Here is a 19,429-nt window from a genome sequence, read left to right as displayed (position 1 = left end):
GTGCCGCCTTCGGCCTATACCTGTTTATGACCATTTTCTGACACGCCGCGGTCGCGCGGTCCCGTCCGGTCCTGACATGCCATTGCCATCGTCCGCGCGTGCGTTGAAGAAGCCCCGTCTCGATGACGAGGTGCGTTTTCTCAGGTCGTGGATCGAAAAGCCGCTGCACATGGGGGCGGTGATGCCATCGGGCAAGCTCCTGGCCCGGACCATGGCGCACTACGTTGATATCGATTCGGACGCTCCGGTGGTCGAGCTCGGGCCCGGCACCGGCGCCATCACTTCAGCCCTGGTCGAGCGCGGTGTCGACCAGAAGCGTCTCGTCCTCGTCGAATACAATCCCGGCTTCTGCGCTCTGCTGCGCGATCGCTATCCGCAAGCCAAGGTGGTGCAGGGCGATGCCTACCGCCTGCGCGACACGCTCTGGAACGTGCTGAGCGCGCCGGCGAGCGCGGTCGTCTCGGGCCTGCCGCTGGTGACAAAACCGATGCTGACGCGGCTGAGGCTGATCCGCGATGCCTTCACGGCATTGGCGCCCGGCGCGCCCTTCGTCCAATTCACCTATGCGGTGGTGCCGCCGATCCCGAAATCGCTGCCCGGCGTGTCCACAGAGGCCTCGGAACGGATCTGGATGAACCTTCCGCCGGCCCGCGTCTGGGTGTATCGCAAGGACTAATTCCGCCGGCATTTCCCTTTGCGCGGCGGGCTCGTTTCGCCGCACGCATTGGATCGGATGCCCGCACCCAAAATCCTGGTCATTCCCGGCTCGCTGCGCACCGGTTCGCACAATGCGAAGCTGGCAGCGCTAGCCGCTTATGAATTTGCCCAAGCCGGCGTCGACGTCACCCGCATCTCGCTCGCCGATTTTCCGCTGCCGATCTACGACGGCGATCTTCAGGCCAAGTCAGGCATTCCCAAGCACGCCATCAACCTCAAGCGCATGATCGGTGCGCATCATGGCGTCCTGCTCGTCACGCCCGAATACAACGCCTCGGTGCCGCCGCTGCTGAAGAACGCGATCGACTGGGTCAGCCGCGTGCAGGAGCTGCATGAGACGCGTGGCGACGTATTCCGCAACCGGTCCTTCGCGCTCGCCGGCGCCTCGCAGAGCCGGCTCGGTGCTGCGCGCGCGCTCCAGGCGCTCAGGCTGATCCTGACCTCCTGCCACGCCAACGTGATTGCCAATCAGCTCGCGCTCGCCTTTGCCGATCAGGCCTATGACGATATGGACAGGCTGAAGAACGAGGACGATATCGCCGCGTTGAAGCAGCTGGTCGCGCAGTTGATCGACATTTCCCAACGCATGATGTGAGTGACATGACGCCAGCCGAGATCGCCCCGAAAGACCGCCTGATCGTCGCGCTCGATCTGCCCAGCGTCGATGCCGCGGAGGCGATGATCGCGAGGCTCGGCGACAGCGTCAGCTTCTACAAGATCGGCTATCGGCTCGCTTATGCCGGCGGCCTGCCGCTCGTCGCCAAGCTCGCGGACATAGGCAAGAAGGTCTTTCTCGATCTCAAGCTGCACGACATCGGCAACACCGTGACGCAAGGCGTCGAGAGCATCACGAAGTTGGGCGCGACCTTCCTCACCGTGCACGCCTACCCGCAGACCATGAAGGGCGCCGTCGAAGGCCGTGGCTCTTCGAAGCTGAAGATCCTCGCCGTCACGGTGCTGACCTCCTACAACGAGGACGACCTGCACGCGGCCGGCTACCGGCTCGGCGTCTCAGAGCTGGTCGAAGCGCGCGCACAGCAGGCGCAGGTGCTCGGCGTCGATGGCCTCGTGTGCTCGCCCGAGGAAGTCGGCAGCCTTCGCAAGATCGTCGGCCACCAGATGACCCTCGTCACGCCCGGCATCCGTCCGGCGGGCTCGGCAACAGGCGACCAGAAACGCATTATGACGCCCGGTCGTGCGATTGTCGCGGGCGCCGACTATCTCGTCGTCGGACGGCCGGTGGTGGAAGCCGCCGACCCCAAGGCGATCGCTGATGCTATCCAGGTCGAGATCGCGCAGGCGCTCCGAGCGTGATGCGGAGAAGTGCGAGGCGGTTTTCCGATCAGGGCATGCTCAGATAGAGAGCACGAACAACCAGGGAGAAGAACGATGGCAAAGGGCTACTGGATCGGACGCGTCGACGTGAGCAACGAGGAGGGCTACAAGCCCTACGCCGTCGCCAACGGTCCGATCTTCAAGAAATGGGGCGGCCGCTTCGTCGTCCGCGCCGGCAAGTTCACCACCGTCGAGGGCGCCAGCCGCACCCGCAACGTCGTGATCGAATTCCCTGACTACGAGACCGCGATCGCCTGCTACAACTCGCCGGAATACCAGGCCAACATCAAGGTGCGCCAGCCGCACTCGACCGCCGACCTCATCATCATCGAGGGCTATGACGGCCCGCAGCCGCAGGACGGCTGAGCCGGGACTGTCATTCCGGGGCGATGCGAAGCATCGAACCCGGAATCTCGAGATTCCGGGTTCGGCTCTGCGAGCCGCCCCGGAATGACGGTGAACGTGGCGGCCCCTGCCCCGATCCCCCTCGGTTGCCGGAACTGCATCCCCCCGCTACAACGGCCGGAGAGAGGATCACACCATGTCCGACATGCGCTTAATTGTTGCAGGAGCTGGCGGCCGGATGGGCCGGGCGCTGACGCGGGCGATTGCCGAGAGCAAAGGCGCGGTGCTGGCGGGTGCCCTGGAGGCGCCGGGCTCGGAGCTGCTCGGCAAGGACGCCGGCGTGCTCGCAGGCCTGCCGGCCAATGGCATCAAGCTCTCGGCTGATCTCTGGGCGATGTCGAAGGACGCCGATGGCATCCTGGATTTCACCGTGCCTGCAGCCACCATCGCCAATGTCGCGATCGCCGCCGAGCGCGGCCTCGTCCATGTCATCGGCACGACCGGCCTGTCGGGCTCCGACAACGCCGTGATCAAGAGCGTGACTAACCGCGCCGTCGTGGTGCAGTCGGGCAATATGAGTCTCGGGGTCAATCTGCTCGCCGCCGTGGTCAAGCGCGTCGCCAAGGCGCTCGATGAGACTTTCGATATCGAGATCGTCGAGACCCATCATCGCATGAAGGTCGATGCGCCCTCCGGTACGGCGCTGATGCTGGGCCAGGCCGCAGCCAGCGGCCGCGGCGTCACTCTCGACGACCATTCCGAGCGCGGCCGCGACGGCATCACCGGCGCGCGCCGGCCGGGCCATATCGGTTTCGCCTCCTTGCGCGGCGGCACCGTCGCCGGCGACCACAGCGTGACCTTCCTCGGCCCGTTCGAGCGCCTGACGCTGTCGCATCAGGCCGAGGACCGCATGCTCTTCGCCCATGGCGCGCTCAAGGCGGCGCTGTGGGCGCATGGCAAGAGCCCCGGGCATTACTCCATGGCCGACGTGCTCGGTCTCGCCGACATCTGAATCAAGCAAGTAACGGAAATCCTCAATGAGCGAACGTCTCCTCGTGCTCGTGCGCCACGGCCAGAGCGAATGGAATCTGAAGAACCTGTTCACGGGATGGAAGGACCCTGATCTCACCGAGCTCGGCGTCACCGAAGCGAAAGAAGCCGGTCGCAAGCTGAAATCGCAGGGACTTGTGTTCGACGTCGCCTTCACCTCGGTGCTGACGCGCGCGCAGCACACGCTCGACCTCATCCTCGGCGAGCTCGGGCAAGAAGGTCTGCCGACCTCGAAGAACCTCGCGCTGAACGAGCGCGACTATGGCGATCTCTCCGGCCTCAACAAGGACGATGCGCGCAAGAAATGGGGCGAGGATCAGGTGCTGATCTGGCGCCGCTCCTACGACGTGCCGCCGCCCGGCGGCGAAAGCCTGAAGGACACGCTCGCACGCGCGCTGCCTTACTACGTGCAGGAGATCCTGCCCGGCGTGCTCAATGGCAAGCGCACGCTGGTCGCTGCCCACGGCAACTCGCTGCGCGCGCTGATCATGGTGCTGGAAAAGCTCTCGCCGGAAGGCATTTTGAAGCGCGAGCTCGCGACCGGTGTGCCGATCATCTACCGGCTGAATGCCGATTCGACCGTGGCCTCGAAGCTGGATCTGGCGGGCTGATAGACACCGTCATTCCGGGGCGCCCGGAGGGCGAATCCGGAATCTCGAGGTTCCCAGGTGCGCAATTGCGCACCGTAGTTCGATGCTTCGCATCGCCCCGGAACGACATTGAATAAGTCACTGCATCCCGATCCGCCCGGCTTCCCAGCCCAGCATGGCCTGCTTGCGGGTGATGCCCCAGTGGTAGCCGGTGAGCTTGCCGCTCTTGCCGAGGGCGCGGTGGCAGGGCACGACGAAGGAGACCGGGTTCTTGCCGATCGCAGCGCCGACGGCGCGCGAGGCCTTCGGGCTGTTGATGTTGCAGGCGATGTCGGAATAGGACACCGCGCGCCCCATCGGAATCTTGAGCAGCGTCTCCCACACCCGCACCTCGAAATCGGTGCCGATCAGGACCACGCGCAGCGGCTGATCCGGCCGCCACATCCTGGGGTCGAAGATGCGGTGGGCGAGCGGCGCGGTGCCTTCGTGATCTTCCACATAGGTCGCGTTCGGCCAGCGCCGCGTCATGTCGGCGAGTGCGATCTTCTCTTCGCCATGATCCGCAAAGGCGAGGCCCGACAGGCCGCGATCGGTCGCGATCACGATCGCGGTGCCGAACGGCGAGGGATGGAAGCCGTAGCGCAGGGTGAGGCCCGCGCCGCCGTTCTTCCATTCACCCGGCGACATCGCTTCATGCGTCACGAAGAGATCATGCAGCCGGCCCGGCCCCGATAAGCCGGAGTCGAGCGCGGCGTCGAGGATGCTTGCGGAGTCCCGCAGCAGCCCCTTGGCGTGGTCCAGGGTGAGGGCCTGCATGAAAGCCTTCGGCGTGATCGAAGCCCAGCGGCGGAACAGATGGTGCAGCTCATCCGGCGTGACGCCGGCGGCATCCGCCATCGCCTCGATGGTCGGCTGGGCGCGCCAGTTCTCCGAGATGAACGCGATCGCCCGGCGCACGGAATCGTAGTCGCGCAGCGCGGCATTCTGGGGGCCCGGCTTGGCCAGGCGCTGGTCATGGATGGCGAGTGTCATCATGACCGGAAATGTAGGAGGGCGGAGGCTAGGAAACCACCCGATTTCTGACTGCGCTCAGGTCACCGGATTGTAGGTCGGGCCACGCTTGGCGGCATTCAGTGCCTCGATCAAGTCCTTGTAAAAACTAGATTTTTCTTCTGGGCCCAAGAATCGGGCGATCTGGATCTGATGGCCCCGCGAGATCAGATAGAGATGCTCGATGCCAAAGTCCTCGTCGACCTCCATGTCGAGGCGGACCCAGAGCGGGTTGAAGGTCCATTCGGCGACCGCGCCGCGATGGCTGACGCGCCGCACGCGCAGCTCGGACGGCGTGACCACGATCTCCTCGCTCGCCCGCGCATCGCGGAAATTGACCTTGAAGGCCCACCAGATCACCAGCACGTCGAGGCCGAAGAAGCCGAACACAGGCCAGGCGCCCATCATCAGGAAGGCAAGGCCGGTGACAAAGCTGACGACGCTCAGGAACAGCATCACCGCGAGGAAGCCGGTGCGGTTCAGCGAGCGATGCGGCGTCAGCAGCGCGGAGAAGATCCGCGCCTCGCGCGGATCTTCAGAATTCTTGCGCTCAATTTCGTTGCCTGTGCTCATCGTCCCTCAGTATATCCCGATCATGGCGAAAATCACCCGCAAGCCGGCCCCGCGCAAAGCGCCGGTGCCGAAGAAGAAGGCAAAACCGGCCGTCGCGAAGCCCAACGCCTCTTCGAAGAAATGGGCCTCCGCCAAGAAATCGCTCAAAGCCACCAGGCCATGGACGCCCGCCGAGATTCACGAGGTCTTCAGCCGTTTCCGCAAGGCCAATCCCGAGCCGAAGGGCGAGCTCGAGCACATCAATCCGTTCACGCTGCTGGTCGCCGTGGTGCTGTCGGCGCAGGCGACCGATGCCGGGGTCAACAAGGCGACACGGGAATTGTTCAAAGTCGCCGACACGCCGCAAAAGATGCTCGATCTCGGCGAAGAGCGCCTGCGCGAATACATCAAGACCATCGGCCTCTATCGCACCAAGGCGAAGAACGTGATCGCGCTGTCGGCCAAGCTGCTCAGTGATTTCGGCGGCGAGGTGCCGCGCACGCGCGCGGAGATCGAGTCGTTACCCGGCGCCGGGCGTAAGACCGCCAACGTCGTGCTCAACATGGCGTTCGGCGAGCACACCATGGCCGTGGACACGCATGTCTTCCGCGTCGGCAACCGCACTGGGATCGCGCCCGGCAAGACACCGCTCGACGTCGAGCTTGGTCTCGAAAAGGTGATCCCGGCCGAGTTCATGCTGCACGCCCATCATTGGCTGATCCTGCACGGCCGCTATACTTGCCTCGCGCGCAAGCCGCGCTGCGAGGTGTGCCTGATCAACGATCTCTGTCGCTGGCCGGAGAAGACGGTGTGACGGTCGTGAGAGCGAAGCGCATTAGGGGCACGTCGTGAGTCAACAAGAGCAGATCGCACCGTCGGCACCTGCCGCCACCCCCGCCGCGTCGCCCAAGCCCATGCTGCCGCCGGCCAGCTCGCTCTGGAGCCGGCTCGCGATCCCGCTGTTCGCCGTCGTCGTCGCGCTCGGCTTCGTCGCACTGGCGATGCTGCGCTTCGACGAATGGGTCGGCAATGCCGTGGTCCAGACCACCAATGACGCCTATGTGCGCGCCGATCTGACGCGGCTTTCGAGCCGCGTCTCCGGCGCGGTGCTCGCGGTAGGAGTGACCGACTTCCAGCACGTCAAGGCCGGTGACCTCCTGATCCAGATCGATCCCGCCGATTACGAGGCGCAGGTCGCGCAGGCCCCGGCGCCGTTCAGCTTTGCCAAGACGGTGCTGCGCAAGTGCGGGGTGAAGGTGACCTGATCGAGGTCACCGCATCTGGCGCGCCGGCTCGATCAGCTCTCGCCGCGGACCTGACAGGCGCTTGTGCATGTGGACCATGAAGGCCATGCCGAAGATCGGCGTCGCCAGGTTGACAACCGGGATCGAAACGAAAGCAGCGATGAACAGGCCGGCGGTGAAGATGGTCGCGGCATTGTCGCGCCGCATCGCCTTGGCTTCCTCCGGCGGACGGAAGCGCATTGCGGCGAGCTCGAAATATTCGCGACCCAAAAGCCAGGCGGCGGCGAGGAAGAAGATCAGGAAGCCGGCGCCGGCGAATAGCACCAGCGGCAGGGCCGCGAGATACACCAGGATGGTCAGCAGCGCGGTCTTGATGCCTTCGAACATCGCCTGGTTGAACGGCAGCGCCACGCCCGGCCGTTCGGCCGGATAATGCTCGCGCTCGACGATCTCGGCGACGTCGTCGACGAATAGGCTCGCCACCAGCGAGGTGATCGCGGGCATCAGGAACACGCCGCCGAACACGACGCCGAGGCCGGCCGCGATCGAGACGATCCAGGCCAGGACTTCCAGCGACGAATGCCAGCCCGGCCCGAGCAGGCCTTCCAGCCAGACCTCGCCCGAGGTCGCAAACCAGCTGAGCAGCCGCTGCAAGCCGATCGCCAGCACGGTGATCAGCACCAGTGCAAGCCCGATCGATCGCCACAGGATCGAGCGCATCGGCGGCGACAGCATTTGCGACAGCGCCTTTGCGGCGGTATCCAGCATGGGGGACCCTCTCAGGTAAGCACTTCGCGAGAGGTAGACACCGGATGCGGCTTCGGCAAGGGCGCGTAGCCCAGCGGAGGTCTGCGGATTGCGGCTCTCGTGTCCCGGACGTAGCGCGGCATGCAATGACGCGCTGCCGAGCCGGGACCCAGGAGCTTGCGGCGAGATGGCCCGCGCTCTGCAGCGCACCGCGTAAGTGCGCGCTGCGCTCGTCCGGGGCACGCGAGCTACGGACTACTCGTGCCCGGTGCCCGTGCTTCCGCACTTTCGCCGGTTTCCCCTCGCCCGTCGGGATCATCATCACGCGGCCGTAGCGCACGCCGCGTTCGGCGATGATGTGGTCGGCGAAATGCCTGACTTCGGCGGCGTCGCCGCGCAACGCGGTCATCTCCATGCAATTGTCGTGATCGAGATGGACGTGCAGGGTCGCGAGCGCGAGGTCATGGTGACCATGGAATTCCTGCACCAGGCGTTTTGAAAGATCGCGCGCGGCGTGGTCGTAGACATAGACGAGACCCGCCACGCACTGGCCGGTCTGCGCGGTGTCTTCCGTGCTCTGTTGCAGCCCGGCGCGGGCGAGGTCGCGGATGATCTCGGAGCGGTTCTGGTAGCCGCGCGCCTCGGCCGCGGCATCGATCTCCGCCAAGAGTTCGTCCTCGATCGTGATGGTAATTCGCTGCATCAGGTCCTCTCCGCGGCCACCGCTCCTCTTATTACCTCGCCCCGCTTGCTGGGAGAGGTCGGAATTCAAGCCTAGCTTGAATTCCGGGCGAGGGGGACTCTCCGCGAGTCCAATTCTCACTGTGATTGCGCAGACAGCCCCTCACCCCAACCCTCTCAGCGCGAGCGAAGCTCGTCGCGGCCCCGTAAGAACGGCGCGAGGGAGTGCGCCTTCGTGCGGCTACTACGCTTCACAGCCGAGTCGCACGCAGCCGCAGCGCATTCCCGACCACGCTGACCGAAGACAGCGCCATCGCCGCCGCGGCGATGATCGGCGAGAGCAGGAGGCCGAACGTGGGATAGAGAATCCCGGCGGCGATCGGGATGCCGGCCGCGTTGTAGACGAAGGCGAAGAAGAGGTTTTGCCTGATATTGCTCATCGTCGCCTGCGACAGTTTTCGCGCGCGCACAATGCCGGTGAGGTCGCCCTTGAGCAGGGTGACGCCGGCGCTCTCCATTGCCACGTCCGTGCCGGTGCCCATGGCGATGCCGACTTCCGCGGCCGCCAACGCCGGCGCGTCGTTGACGCCGTCGCCGGCCATTGCGACGCTGCGCCCGGCCTTTTGCAGTTTTGTGACGACCGCGCTCTTCTGGTCCGGCAGCACCTCGGCCTCGACCTCGGCGATGCCGAGCCGGCGCGCCACCGCTTCCGCCGTCGTGCGGTTGTCGCCGGTGAGCATGATCACCTTGATGCCCTCGGCCGCGAGCGCCTTCAGCGCTTCCGGCGTCGAAGCCTTGACCGGATCGGCGATCGCGAACAGGCCGGCGAGCTTGCCGTCGACGGCCATGTTGATCACCGTGGCACCGTCGCCGCGCAGCCGTTCGGCCTCCGTGTCGAGCGCCTTGGTGTCGATGCCGATCGAGTCCGAGTATCTGGCATTGCCGAGCACGACGGTCTTGCCGTCCACCCGGCCAGTCGCGCCTTTGCCGGTTGGCGAATCGAATTGCTCGACCTGGCCCAGAGCGAGTTGCTTCTCCTTCGCAGCGCGCACGATGGCGTCGGCCAGAGGATGCTCGCTGGCGCGCTCGACGCTGGCCGCAATGCGCAGGATGTCGTCTTCGGCAAAGCCGGCCGCAGGCACGATCGCGACCACCTTCGGCTTGCCCTCGGTCAGCGTCCCGGTCTTATCGACCACCAGCGTGTCGATCTTCTCCATCCGCTCCAGCGCCTCGGCATTCTTGATCAGCACGCCCGCCTGCGCACCGCGGCCGACGCCCACCATGATCGACATCGGGGTAGCAAGCCCGAGTGCGCAGGGGCAGGCGATGATCAGCACGCTGACCGCGGCGACGAGGCCGAAGGCGAGCCGCGGCTCCGGTCCGAACCAGGCCCAGGCGATAAAGGCGGCGATCGCGACAACGATCACCATCGGCACGAACCAGCCGGCAACTTGATCGGCCAGCCGCTGGATCGGCGCGCGCGAGCGCTGCGCGTCGGCGACCATCTGCACGATCTGTGATAGCAGCGTCTCCCGCCCGACCCTGTCGGCGCGCATGATGAAGCTGCCGGACTGGTTCAGCGTGCCGGCGATGACCTTGGCATCGACCTCCTTGGTCACCGGCATGGATTCGCCCGTCACGAGCGACTCGTCGAGCGAGGAGCGGCCCTCGAGAATGATGCCGTCGACCGGCACCTTCTCGCCGGGACGCACGCGCAAGCGGTCGCCGGCGTGAAGCGTATCGATCTCGACTTCATGCTCACTGCCGTCGGCGTCGACGCGGCGCGCCGTCTTCGGCGCGAGCTGAAGCAATGCCTTGATTGCGCCTGACGTTGCATCGCGGGCGCGCAGCTCCAGCACCTGCCCGAGCAAAACCAAGACAGTGATGACGGCCGCCGCCTCGAAATAGACGGCGACCGCGCCGCCATGTCCGCGGAACGTTGCCGGAAAAATCTCCGGCGCGACGGTGCCGAGCACGCTGTAGACATAGGCAACGCCGGTGCCCATCGCGATCAGCGTGAACATGTTGAGGTTGCGGGTGGCGAGCGACTGCCAGCCGCGGACGAAGAACGGCCAACCTGCCCACAGCACCACCGGCGTTGCGAACACGAGCTGGATCCAGTTCGAGAGAGTCGGGTCAATCCAGTTGTGAGGACCTGCGAGATGGCCGCCCATCTCCAGCACCACGGCCGGCAGCGCCAGGGCGCCGCCGATCCAGAACCGCCGGGTCATGTCGGCGAGCTCCGGATTGGGGCCAGTCTCGAGGCTCGCCATCTCCGGCTCCAGCGCCATGCCGCAGATCGGGCAACTGCCCGGTCCGACCTGGCGGATCTGCGGATGCATCGGGCAGGTGTAGATCGTGCCCGCAGGCATCTCCGGGTCGGGCGCCTTGTCCTTGGCCAGATACTTGGCGGGGTCGGCGGCGAACTTGGTGCGGCACCCGGTGGAGCAGAAATGGAAGGTCTCGCCGTGATGTGCGAGGTGGTGTTTTGAAGTCGCGGGATCGACGGTCATGCCGCAGACGGGATCAAGCACTTTCGCGGCGTCTTGGTCGTGCGCGTGATGACGACTGTGAGCGGCGTGATCGCCATCTCCGCCGCAGCACGAAGAAGCGGTGGGCTTTGCGGCCGGGGCTTTCGTGGAACGGCCGCATCCGGACTGCGTTTCCGCATCGGGACGGTGCTCGTGGTTGGCGTCGTTCATTTCCGCACTCCGGTCCTTGTAACCCATACCCGGTAGGGGTATATAGGCCGCATGCGCAAGGACATCAAGGCATCCGTCGGAAAACGTCTCGGCCGGATCGAAGGCCAGGTTCGGGGTCTCTCGAAGATGGTCGAGGAAGACCGCTATTGCATCGACATCGTGACGCAGATCTCGGCCGTCCGCGCCGCGCTGCGTCGGGTCGAGGAAGAGATTTTGAAGGATCACGTCGCCCATTGCGTCGAGCACGCGATCGCGAGCGGCGACAAGGCCGATCAGCGCGAGAAGATCGCGGAGCTGATGGCGGTGATAGGGCGCGCGGAGCGGTAGGTCTGCTCCGTCATGCGAGCGACATGACGATTGTTGAGGCGTTATCGCGCTATAACCCCGTGGGGCCTAGGCCGCGATCTCGCGTGTGCGCCGGCGCCGCCGCGTGCGATACATCGTCAGCTTCTTCAGCAGCGGGAAATGCCTGGAGACAGCAACACGCCCGGTGATCTCCGCCGGCTGCGCGCTCACTTCCTCAATCGAAACTTCAGCCGGCGTCTCTTCGTCAATCGCTTCAGGAACGAGCGGCGGCGCACGGAGCGTTTCTGGAAACACACTGAACGTGCCCGCTACCTCCTCGAGCGGCTTCTGCTTGTCGGCCCAGTGCAGGGAGGTGTAGTCGAAACCGTGCACGATGGTGGGTTTGACGACTTCGAAATAGGGCGAGATGTCGAAGTCGCGGGGCATGTAGAGCGAGGAATCGCGGATGTGCAGGATCTCGCGGCGCGCGGCGCGGCTGCCGGCCTTGGTGATCTTGGGCAGGATCGGATAGCGCACGGCGTCGAACGCCTGCGCGATCAGCGCCGAGCAGATGATCTTGGTCGGGTCGCCCGAGCCGAGCGCGATCATGCGGCGCCGCCAGCGTTGCGGTATCGGCAGCGGAAACAGGAAGCGCATCAGATCGACGATGTTCTTGGTGTCGTAGCCGAAGCCGATGCGGTTGATCGCATAGCGGCAGACCGTGGTGCGGTCCTCATAGGACAGCCCGACCGGGCGGCAGACTCGGGTGTGATACGGGAAGTATTTTGACAGCGGCGCCGAGGTGACGCCTTCGCCGATATTGGCCTCGATCAGCACATGCGGTTCGCCGCTGGGCTCTTCCGCACCTTCGATCGGGCCGACGTAGAGCGCGGCATGCGACCAGGTCGACTGCGTCAGATATTTGATGATGCCGGAGATGCGGTTGTTGCCCTCGACCAGCAGCACATCGCCGGGCTCGATGACGCCGCGCAGGTGCTCCGGGTCGCTCGGCGTGAACGGCTCATAGCCCGGCACCTCCTTCGAGAGGTACGCGGCAATCAGCTTGCCGACTGAATCTAGGACCGTCCCCATGAGCTCCCCCGGGCCTTTCTGGCCGTCTTTTCTTCCATCTCTATCATGGTCGAAACGTGTTGCAATTCGGTTCATCAGTCTGTGAGATCAAGCACGATTGATTCACCATGATGGTTGCCGCGCAGCATCAGATGCGGCAAGGTTCGCGGGCTGTTCCCGTTCGCCGCAAGTCCCCGGAAACCATGACATGACAATCACGCGCCGCGGTTTCCTTTCGGCGTCCGCGGCCTTCGCTGCGATGCCGGTCTTGATGCCGGACTCGCGCGCCACCGCCGCGCCGCTGCCGCGCGACGCCGACATTGTCGTCATCGGGGCCGGCGCCGCGGGGATAGCTGCGGCGCGGCGCATCATGGCGGCCAACCGCAAGGTCGTGGTGGTAGAAGCGGCATCGCAGATCGGCGGCCGCTGCATCACTGATGCCAAGACCTTCGACACGCCGTTCGACCGCGGCGCGCGCTGGATGCACAATCCCGAAACCAATCCGATGATCCGCCTCGCGCGGGCCGCCGGGCTGGACGTGGTGCAGGCGCCGGCGGGGCAGAAGATGCGCATCGGCCGCCGCAATGCGCGGGCCGGCGAGACCGAGGAATTCCTCGCGGCGCTGGTGCGCGCCAACCGCGCCATCGACGAGGCCGCGCGCGGCAAGCTCGATACCTCCTGCGCCTCCGCGCTGCCGAAGGACCTCGGCGACTGGGCCGGCGCGGCCGAGTTCATGCTTGGGGCCAGCTTCGCCGGCAAGGATTTGAAGGAGCTGTCCGCGATCGACAAGGCCCGCGCGCAGGACCGCAATGCTCCCATCGCCTGCCGCCAGGGTCTCGGCACGCTCATCACCAGGCTCGGCGAGCAGGCGCCGGTGGCATTGTCGACGCCGGCGAGCCGGATCGTCTGGAGCAATCGCGACGTCAGCGTGGAGACGCAAAGCGGCAAGATCGCCGCGCGTGCGGCCATCATCACGGTCTCGACCAACGTGCTGACCTCGGGCGCGATCAAGTTCGGGCCCGATCTTTCCCAAGCGGACGCTGGACGCCGCGTCCAAGCTCTCTCTCGGCAGCTACGATCACATCATGCTGCAGCTGCCCGGCAACCCGCTCGGACTGTCGCGCGACGACATCCTGATCGAGCAGAGCAACTCGACGCGCACGGCACTGCTATACGCCAATATCGGCGGATCCTCGCTGTGCTCGATCGACGTCGGCGGCTCCTTCGGCCGCGATCTCTCCGAGCAGGGCGAGAAGGCGATGGCGGCCTTCGCGAAGGAATGGATCACAAAGCTGTTCGGCAGCGAGGCCGCGTCCGCCGTGCAGAAGACCAGCGCGACGCGCTGGAATGCCTCGCCCTATGTCATGGGCGCGATGTCGGCTGCCTCGCCCGGCGGCCAGCTCTCGCGCAAGGTCCTGGCCGAGCCGATCGGCTGCATGTTCCTCGCCGGCGAAGCCACCCACGAGACGCTGTGGGGCACCGTCGATGGCGCCTGGGAAAGCGGCGAGCGCGCCGCGGATGCAGCCCTGCGCAAGATCGGCGCGATCAGGGACGAGCAGGAGGTGCCGACGCAGTCGACGAAGAAGCGGCGGGCGCCGCGGGGATAGGGCAGAGGCAACCAAGCGGCAACATACTCGGCCGTCGAGCGAGGCAGCAGCGCTCTCTCCGTTCCCTCCCCCACAAGGCAGCGCTATCGCATATGAAAACGGCGTCATTTTTGGCGTTACCGTTTCCACATCGTCATGGCCGGGCTTGTCCCGGCCATCCACGTCTTCACTCCTGCAAAACAAGACGTGGATGCCCGGGACATAGGCGAGCGAAGCGACGCCGTCCTTGCGGACGGCTATGCCCGGGCGTGACGAGTTTGTGGAGCGATCGACTGCTCACAAGATACATCGAACCTGCAGCATTATCCGCATATGCGATTGCCCCGCCCCACAAGGAGAAAGGGAACGCGCCGCCATCGAGGCGCTGGGCGGGTCTCAGCCCAGTGAGACTTAGCGAAGCACCCCATCCAGCACCGGCAGCCCGGCGATCACCGCCATCGCGATCAGCACGTAGCAAATCCCGCGAAACACCTTTTCGCTGGCGCGACCGAACAGCGATGCGCCGAACGCGACGCCGAGCGCATAGACCGGACCGACGATCAGCGAGAGCACGAGCGACTCGCGGCTGATCAGGCCCGTCGTCGCGTAGCTCACCATCGAGAAGAAGTCCGAGGCGCCGAAGAACAGCACGATGTTGGCGCGTGCGACGATGGGTGCGATGGGCCGACCGAGCCAGTAGCCGATGATCGGCGGGCCGCCGGTCTGCGCCAGTCCGCTACAGAAGCCGGAGAGGCCGCCAATGCCGACCGAGAGCCAGAGGTGGTCCTTGCCGCGATAGCGCCAGCCTGACAGCAGCAGGAGCAGCAGCGCTGCGACGAAGCAGGAGATGATCCAGCGCGTGGTGACGGGCTCGAGCACGCTGAGGAAATAGGTGCCGACGGGCACGCCGATCAGCGCGCCCAGCACGATCACGGCGGCCGCCGCTCTTCGGTCCGCCTTCCGCCACGCATCCGGCAGCAAAGGCGCGGCGGCGACGAAATCGATCACGAGCAGCAGCGCAGCAACGAGACGCGGCGCGGCGATGCTGCTTGCCAGCGGCATGAAGATCAGCGCCGAGCCGAAGCCGGAGAAGCCGCGCGCGGTGCCCGAAACAAAAGCGACGGCGCAAAGCGCCATCGCAATGGTGAGGCTGACGTCCTTCGGAAGGAAGTCGGCGATACTCATGCTCCATTATTCCAGAGCATCACGCCCGCAGCGTGCCGCCGGTCTTCTTCGTGACCTCCGCCACGATCTTCGCGGCCACGGCCTCGATCTCCTGATCGGTCAGGGTCTTCTCGCGCGGCTGGAGCGTCACCGCGATCGCGATCGACTTCTTGCCGTCATCGATCCCCTTGCCCTCGTAGACGTCGAAGACGTTCACGCCGGTGATCAGCTTCTTGTCGACGCCCTGTGCGGCGCGCACGATGTCGCCCGCCTTCACGGCACGGTCCACGATGAATGCGAAATCGCGCGTGACAGGCTGGAACGCCGACAGCTCGATCAGAGGCTTCGCGCGGGTCGGCTTCTTCTTGGCCTCGGGGATGCGGTCTAGGATCACCTCGAATACGACAAGCGGGCCGTCGGCGCCGAGTGCCTCGAGCGCGCGCGGGTGCACCTCGCCGAAAGTGCCGAGCACGTTCTGCGGCCCGATCTGGATCGTGCCGGAGCGGCCCGGATGCAGCCACGGCGGGCCACCGGCCACGATCTGAAGCGCCTGCATCGGCGCACCGGCGCCCGCCAGCACCGCCAGCGCATCGGCCTTGGCGTCGAACACGTCGGCCTGCGCCGAGCCCGTCCAGTGCCGGCCGAGACCTTCCGAGGACGCAAGGCCACGGCGCACGCCGCTCGCCGCCATGAACTGATCCTGCGGACCATCGCCCTTGAAGACTTGACCGACCTCGAACAACGCCACGTCGCCATAGCCGCGATCGGCGTTGGCCTGTGCTGCCGAGATGAGTCCCGCCAAGAGGGTTGGGCGCATGTCGGAGAGGTCCGAGGCGATCGGGTTCGCCACTTCGAGCTCGCGCTGGCCGCCGCCGAACAAATTTGCCGCAGTCTTGCTGATGAACGACCAGGTCACTGCTTCGACCATGCCGCGGCTCGCCAGCGCGCGCCTGGCGCGGCGGGTGCGGAGCTGCAGCGGGGTCAGCACGGGCTTGCGCGCGTCGTCACCGCGTTCGAACGGCGTCATCGGCACCTTGTCGACACCGAAGATGCGGACGATCTCCTCGACGATGTCGGCCTTGCCGTGCACGTCGGAGCGCCACGACGGCACCGCGACCTTCACGACCGGGCCGGGGCCCGCCATCATGAAGCCGAGATGGGTCAGGATGCGCTTCATCTCTGCCTGCGGCACCTCGATGCCCGAGAGGCGCTTGACCTCCGTCACCGGGAAATCGATCACGCGGTCGTCGCCAAAGGCCTTGCCGACCACGACGTTCTCGGACGGCGTGCCGCCGCACATGTCCACCACGAGCTTGGTCGCAAGCTCGAGGCCCGGCACCATGAAGGCCGGATCGACGCCGCGCTCGAAGCGGTAGCGCGCATCGGAATTGATGCCGAGCTTGCGGCCGGTCTGGGCGATGTTGATCTCGTTCCACAGCGCCGACTCTATCAGCACGTCAGTCGTGTTCTCGTCGCAGCCCGAGGCTTCGCCGCCCATGATGCCGGCGAGCGATTCGACGCCGTGCTCGTCGGCGATCACGCAGATGGCGGGATCGAGGTTGTAAGTACGGCCGTCGAGCGCCAGCAGGGTCTCGCCGTCGCGGGCGCGGCGCACGACGAGATTGCCCTTCACCTTCTTGGCGTCGAACACGTGCAGCGGGCGCGCGCGGTCGTAGGTCATGAAGTTGGTGATGTCGACCAGCGCGTTGATCGGGCGCAGCCCGATCGCGGTCAGCCGCTTCTGCAGCCAGTCCGGCGACGGGCCGTTCTTCACCCCGCGCACGAGGCGGAGCGCGAAACCCGGACACAGCGTCGCGTCCTCGACGGTCACCTTCACGGGACAAGGAAATTCGCCCTTGATCGACTTGATCGTCGGGTCCTTGAACTTGCCCATGTCGGCAGCGGCGAGATCGCGCGCGATGCCGTGCACGCCGGTGCAGTCCTGCCGGTTCGGCGTCAGATTGATCTCCACCACGGGATCGCCGAGCGCGGCCCATTCGGCATAGCCTGCACCGATCGGCGCATCCGCCGGCAGCTCCATGATGCCGTCATGATCGTTGGAGATCTGCAGCTCGGCTGCCGAGCACAGCATGCCGCGGCTCTCGACGCCGCGGATGGTGCCGACGCCGAGCGTGATGTCCTTGCCGGGAATGTAGGTGCCGGGCGGCGAGAACACGCTGACCAGCCCCGCACGCGCGTTCGGCGCGCCGCACACGACCTGCACCGGCGCGCCACCGTCGCCGGTGTCGACCATGCAGACCCGCAAGCGATCCGCATTCGGATGCTGCTCCGCCGAGATCACCTTCGCAATGGTGAAGGCTTTAAGCGCTTTCGCCTTGTCCTCGATGTTCTCGACCTCGAGGCCGATCATGGTGAGCTTGTCGGCGAGCTTTTCCAAGGGCTCGTCGGTGTCGAGATGATCCTTCAGCCAGGAGAGGGTGAATTTCATGGCTGCTCTTTCTCCTCGGAGACGGTCTGCTCCCTCTCCCGCTTGCGGGGGAGGGGTGGGGTGGGGGCTCTCTCCGCGATGATAGTCGCGATTGTTTCGAGAACGCCGGCGCGGTTGGTCATGACATCGAGATTGCTGAAGCGGAGCACCCTGAAGCCCTTCGCTTCGATCGCGGCAGAGCGATGAGCGTCGGCGCGCTCGCCTTCGTCCGAGAAATGTTGGCCGCCATCGAGCTCGATGACGAGTTTGGCCGCGTGGCAGATGAAATCGGCGACGTAGTGCTCGATCGGGAATTGGCGGCGGAAGCTCGCGCCGTTCAATCGGCCGGCCTGCAGCTCCGACCAGAGGATACGTTCCGCATCGGTCGAATTGCGCCGAAGCGCGCGCGCGTTCGCGCGCAGCTTAGCCGGTACTTTCCAGTTCGGAGGCTTGGGACCGACCATCGGCAGCCCCATCGAGGAAACACCCTCTCCCCAACCCTCCCCCGCAAGCGGGGGAGGGAGTTCGAGCTGTCGGGTGGACAGAGGATACGTACCCTTGTGACGAACACCACGCGCACGCCCTATCCGTTCCCTCCCCCGCTTGCGGGTCAGGGAGAGGCTTGTCTCCGCGGAGGGAACGGAGAGAGCTTTCGTAGGGCCATTTGCCACCCTCACGTGCTCAGCCCTCCCGCCAGCGTCGGCACTTCCAGCGGCTTGAAGCCGTAGTGGGAGAGCCAGCGGACGTCGCTGTCGAACAGCTGGCGCAAATCGGCGATGCCGTATTTCAGCATGGCGATGCGGTCGATGCCCATGCCCCAGGCAAAGCCCTGGTACTCGTCGGGATCGATGCCGCAGGCGCGCAGCACGTTCGGATGCACCATGCCGCAGCCGAGAATCTCGAGCCAGTCCTCGCCCTCGCCGAAGCGGATCTCGCCCTTGTCGCGGCGGCACTGGATGTCGACTTCAAGCGACGGCTCGGTGAACGGGAAGAACGACGGCCGGAAGCGCATGTTGATGTGGTCGACCTCGAAGAAGGCCTTGCAGAACTCGTGCAGGATCCATTTGAGGTGGCCGAGATGCGAATGCTTGTCGATGACGAGGCCTTCGACCTGGTGGAATTGGGGCGTGTGGGTCGCGTCCGAATCGATGCGGTAGGTGCGGCCCGGGCAGATCACGCGGATCGGCGGCTTCTGGCTCAGCATGGTGCGCACCTGCACTGGCGAGGTGTGGGTTCGCAGCAGCATGCGCGAGCCGTCCTCCTTCGGATGGAAGAAGAAGGTGTCGTGCATCTCGCGGGCGGGATGGCCGACCGGAAAATTCAGTTTTGTGAAGTTGTAGTCGTCGGTCTCGATATCGGGGCCTTCGGCGACCGAGAATCCCATATCCGCGAAGATCGTGGTCAGCTCGTCCCAGACCTGGCTCAGCGGATGGATGCGGCCGGCCTCGGCCGGCGCATCGCGCAGCGGCAAGGTGACATCGACGGTTTCGGAGGCGAGCCGCGCATCGAGCGCCGCCGACTTCAGCACGTCGCGCCGTGCTGCGAGCGCCTCGGTGACCTTGTCCTTGGCCTGGTTGATCGCGGCCCCTTGCGTCTTTCGCTCGTCCGGCGACATCTTCCCGAGGGTGGCCAGCAGCGCCGAGATCGAGCCCTTCTTGCCGAGGGCTGCGACGCGCACCGCTTCGAGCGCGGCTTCGTCGCCGGCGGCAGCGATCTGGTCGAGGATGGATGTTTCGAGCGTTGCGAGGTCGGACACGGTCGGATCCTTTCAAAAGGCTGCCGGTTGTGGCCGCAGCCGGGCCGGAACGTCAAGCCGAATAGCCGTCGTAAATGCAGGGCATTTGAACCCTATGGGCATGGCTGGGACCAACCTGAAGTCAAA

Annotated in this window: 17 protein-coding genes and 3 pseudogenes; 10 read left to right on the top strand and 10 right to left on the bottom strand. The window is 65.6% G+C overall.

Features of this window, described 5'->3' with window-relative positions; all coding sequences use genetic code 11:
* The first annotated feature begins 76 nt into the window (after positions 1–76).
* The 6 genes from ACVWY3_RS30055 to ACVWY3_RS30030 all read left to right on the top strand — a co-directional run bounded on the left by ACVWY3_RS30055 (position 77) and on the right by ACVWY3_RS30030 (position 4,058).
* Positions 77–676: a class I SAM-dependent methyltransferase gene (locus ACVWY3_RS30055; RefSeq protein WP_027561640.1), complete on the top strand. Its 600-nt coding sequence runs from the start codon at positions 77–79 to the stop codon at positions 674–676.
* A gap of 57 nt (positions 677–733) precedes the next feature.
* Positions 734–1,312 carry an NADPH-dependent FMN reductase gene (locus ACVWY3_RS30050; protein WP_456841698.1) on the top strand — a complete coding sequence of 193 codons (579 nt, stop codon included), beginning with the start codon at positions 734–736 and terminating at the stop codon, positions 1,310–1,312.
* 5 nt (positions 1,313–1,317) lie between these two features.
* On the top strand, positions 1,318–2,031 hold the full coding sequence (gene pyrF / locus ACVWY3_RS30045) for an orotidine-5'-phosphate decarboxylase (protein ID WP_456841697.1): 714 nt from the start codon (positions 1,318–1,320) through the stop codon (positions 2,029–2,031).
* A gap of 75 nt (positions 2,032–2,106) precedes the next feature.
* Positions 2,107–2,418, top strand: a complete 312-nt coding sequence (locus tag ACVWY3_RS30040) for a DUF1330 domain-containing protein (protein WP_456841696.1) — start codon at positions 2,107–2,109, stop codon at positions 2,416–2,418.
* 175 nt (positions 2,419–2,593) lie between these two features.
* Positions 2,594–3,409 carry a 4-hydroxy-tetrahydrodipicolinate reductase gene (dapB, locus tag ACVWY3_RS30035; protein WP_456841695.1) on the top strand — a complete coding sequence of 272 codons (816 nt, stop codon included), beginning with the start codon at positions 2,594–2,596 and terminating at the stop codon, positions 3,407–3,409.
* 25 nt (positions 3,410–3,434) lie between these two features.
* The gene (locus tag ACVWY3_RS30030; protein WP_456841694.1) at positions 3,435–4,058 is read left to right on the top strand and encodes a 2,3-bisphosphoglycerate-dependent phosphoglycerate mutase; all 624 of its coding nucleotides are present in this window, start codon (positions 3,435–3,437) and stop codon (positions 4,056–4,058) included.
* Positions 4,059–4,175: 117 nt separating this feature from the next.
* Here ACVWY3_RS30030 and ACVWY3_RS30025 read toward each other — a convergent pair whose 3' ends face one another.
* Positions 4,176–5,072 carry a methylated-DNA--[protein]-cysteine S-methyltransferase gene (locus tag ACVWY3_RS30025; RefSeq protein ID WP_456841693.1) on the bottom strand — a complete coding sequence of 299 codons (897 nt, stop codon included), beginning with the start codon at positions 5,070–5,072 and terminating at the stop codon, positions 4,176–4,178.
* 54 nt (positions 5,073–5,126) lie between these two features.
* Complete coding sequence (locus ACVWY3_RS30020) at positions 5,127–5,660, bottom strand: DUF2244 domain-containing protein (protein WP_456841692.1); 534 nt, start codon at positions 5,658–5,660, stop codon at positions 5,127–5,129.
* 22 nt (positions 5,661–5,682) lie between these two features.
* On the opposite strand from ACVWY3_RS30020, the gene nth reads away from it, so the two are divergent.
* Both nth and ACVWY3_RS30010 read left to right on the top strand, forming a co-directional pair.
* Complete coding sequence (gene nth / locus ACVWY3_RS30015; protein ID WP_456841691.1) at positions 5,683–6,453, top strand: endonuclease III; 771 nt, start codon at positions 5,683–5,685, stop codon at positions 6,451–6,453.
* A gap of 34 nt (positions 6,454–6,487) precedes the next feature.
* Positions 6,488–6,877, top strand: a pseudogene (locus tag ACVWY3_RS30010) (HlyD family secretion protein); the annotation flags it as partial.
* A 33-nt stretch (positions 6,878–6,910) separates the two neighbouring features.
* Here the strand turns inward: ACVWY3_RS30010 and ACVWY3_RS30005 are convergent.
* From ACVWY3_RS30005 to ACVWY3_RS29995, 3 genes and pseudogenes are all read right to left on the bottom strand, one after another.
* On the bottom strand, positions 6,911–7,651 hold the full coding sequence (locus ACVWY3_RS30005; RefSeq protein WP_456841690.1) for a sulfate transporter family protein: 741 nt from the start codon (positions 7,649–7,651) through the stop codon (positions 6,911–6,913).
* A gap of 244 nt (positions 7,652–7,895) precedes the next feature.
* Positions 7,896–8,333 (bottom strand): annotated as a pseudogene (nikR, locus tag ACVWY3_RS30000) (nickel-responsive transcriptional regulator NikR); the annotation flags it as partial.
* A gap of 229 nt (positions 8,334–8,562) precedes the next feature.
* Positions 8,563–11,013 carry a heavy metal translocating P-type ATPase gene (locus ACVWY3_RS29995; protein ID WP_456841689.1) on the bottom strand — a complete coding sequence of 817 codons (2,451 nt, stop codon included), beginning with the start codon at positions 11,011–11,013 and terminating at the stop codon, positions 8,563–8,565.
* 51 nt (positions 11,014–11,064) lie between these two features.
* Between ACVWY3_RS29995 and ACVWY3_RS29990 the strand changes: the two genes are divergently transcribed.
* On the top strand, positions 11,065–11,340 hold the full coding sequence (locus tag ACVWY3_RS29990; RefSeq protein WP_024338640.1) for a metal-sensitive transcriptional regulator: 276 nt from the start codon (positions 11,065–11,067) through the stop codon (positions 11,338–11,340).
* A gap of 66 nt (positions 11,341–11,406) precedes the next feature.
* Here ACVWY3_RS29990 and ACVWY3_RS29985 read toward each other — a convergent pair whose 3' ends face one another.
* Positions 11,407–12,390, bottom strand: coding sequence for a YiiX/YebB-like N1pC/P60 family cysteine hydrolase (locus ACVWY3_RS29985; RefSeq protein ID WP_456841688.1), 984 nt, complete (start codon positions 12,388–12,390; stop codon positions 11,407–11,409).
* Positions 12,391–12,577: 187 nt separating this feature from the next.
* Between ACVWY3_RS29985 and ACVWY3_RS29980 the strand changes: the two are divergent.
* Positions 12,578–13,976: pseudogene (locus tag ACVWY3_RS29980) on the top strand (flavin monoamine oxidase family protein).
* Positions 13,977–14,366: 390 nt separating this feature from the next.
* Here the strand turns inward: ACVWY3_RS29980 and ACVWY3_RS29975 are convergent.
* From ACVWY3_RS29975 to pheS, 4 genes are all read right to left on the bottom strand, one after another.
* Positions 14,367–15,140, bottom strand: coding sequence for a sulfite exporter TauE/SafE family protein (locus tag ACVWY3_RS29975; protein ID WP_456841687.1), 774 nt, complete (start codon positions 15,138–15,140; stop codon positions 14,367–14,369).
* A gap of 19 nt (positions 15,141–15,159) precedes the next feature.
* Positions 15,160–17,568 (bottom strand): phenylalanine--tRNA ligase subunit beta, encoded by a 2,409-nt coding sequence (gene pheT / locus ACVWY3_RS29970; RefSeq protein WP_456841686.1) that lies wholly within the window; start codon positions 17,566–17,568, stop codon positions 15,160–15,162.
* Positions 17,565–17,918, bottom strand: coding sequence for an endonuclease domain-containing protein (locus ACVWY3_RS29965; protein WP_456843490.1), 354 nt, complete (start codon positions 17,916–17,918; stop codon positions 17,565–17,567). The genes pheT and ACVWY3_RS29965 overlap by 4 nt, the downstream gene beginning before the upstream one ends.
* A 302-nt stretch (positions 17,919–18,220) precedes the next feature.
* The gene (gene pheS / locus ACVWY3_RS29960; protein WP_283082930.1) at positions 18,221–19,303 is read right to left on the bottom strand and encodes a phenylalanine--tRNA ligase subunit alpha; all 1,083 of its coding nucleotides are present in this window, start codon (positions 19,301–19,303) and stop codon (positions 18,221–18,223) included.
* Positions 19,304–19,429: the final 126 nt, after the last annotated feature.

It is taken from the genome of Bradyrhizobium sp. USDA 4486 (genome assembly GCF_054057995.1).
The sequence above is the reverse complement of the archived record's forward strand: the minus strand, read 5'-3'. Positions and strand labels throughout refer to the sequence as shown.

Excerpts from the sequence above, each read along its gene's own strand:
- ACVWY3_RS30055 (WP_027561640.1), top strand. The coding sequence starts at position 77 with ATGCCATTGCCATCGTCCGCGCGTGCGTTGAAGAAGCCCCGTCTCGAT.
- ACVWY3_RS29990 (WP_024338640.1), top strand. The coding sequence starts at position 11,065 with ATGCGCAAGGACATCAAGGCATCCGTCGGAAAACGTCTCGGCCGGATC.
- ACVWY3_RS30050 (WP_456841698.1), top strand. The coding sequence starts at position 734 with ATGCCCGCACCCAAAATCCTGGTCATTCCCGGCTCGCTGCGCACCGGT.
- ACVWY3_RS29975 (WP_456841687.1), bottom strand. The coding sequence starts at position 15,140 with ATGAGTATCGCCGACTTCCTTCCGAAGGACGTCAGCCTCACCATTGCG.
- ACVWY3_RS30040 (WP_456841696.1), top strand. The coding sequence starts at position 2,107 with ATGGCAAAGGGCTACTGGATCGGACGCGTCGACGTGAGCAACGAGGAG.
- ACVWY3_RS29995 (WP_456841689.1), bottom strand. The coding sequence starts at position 11,013 with ATGAACGACGCCAACCACGAGCACCGTCCCGATGCGGAAACGCAGTCC.
- ACVWY3_RS30025 (WP_456841693.1), bottom strand. The coding sequence starts at position 5,072 with ATGATGACACTCGCCATCCATGACCAGCGCCTGGCCAAGCCGGGCCCC.
- pheT (WP_456841686.1), bottom strand. The coding sequence starts at position 17,568 with ATGAAATTCACCCTCTCCTGGCTGAAGGATCATCTCGACACCGACGAG.
- ACVWY3_RS30030 (WP_456841694.1), top strand. The coding sequence starts at position 3,435 with ATGAGCGAACGTCTCCTCGTGCTCGTGCGCCACGGCCAGAGCGAATGG.
- nth (WP_456841691.1), top strand. The coding sequence starts at position 5,683 with ATGGCGAAAATCACCCGCAAGCCGGCCCCGCGCAAAGCGCCGGTGCCG.
- pyrF (WP_456841697.1), top strand. The coding sequence starts at position 1,318 with ATGACGCCAGCCGAGATCGCCCCGAAAGACCGCCTGATCGTCGCGCTC.
- ACVWY3_RS30005 (WP_456841690.1), bottom strand. The coding sequence starts at position 7,651 with ATGCTGGATACCGCCGCAAAGGCGCTGTCGCAAATGCTGTCGCCGCCG.
- ACVWY3_RS29985 (WP_456841688.1), bottom strand. The coding sequence starts at position 12,390 with ATGGGGACGGTCCTAGATTCAGTCGGCAAGCTGATTGCCGCGTACCTC.
- ACVWY3_RS30020 (WP_456841692.1), bottom strand. The coding sequence starts at position 5,660 with ATGAGCACAGGCAACGAAATTGAGCGCAAGAATTCTGAAGATCCGCGC.
- dapB (WP_456841695.1), top strand. The coding sequence starts at position 2,594 with ATGTCCGACATGCGCTTAATTGTTGCAGGAGCTGGCGGCCGGATGGGC.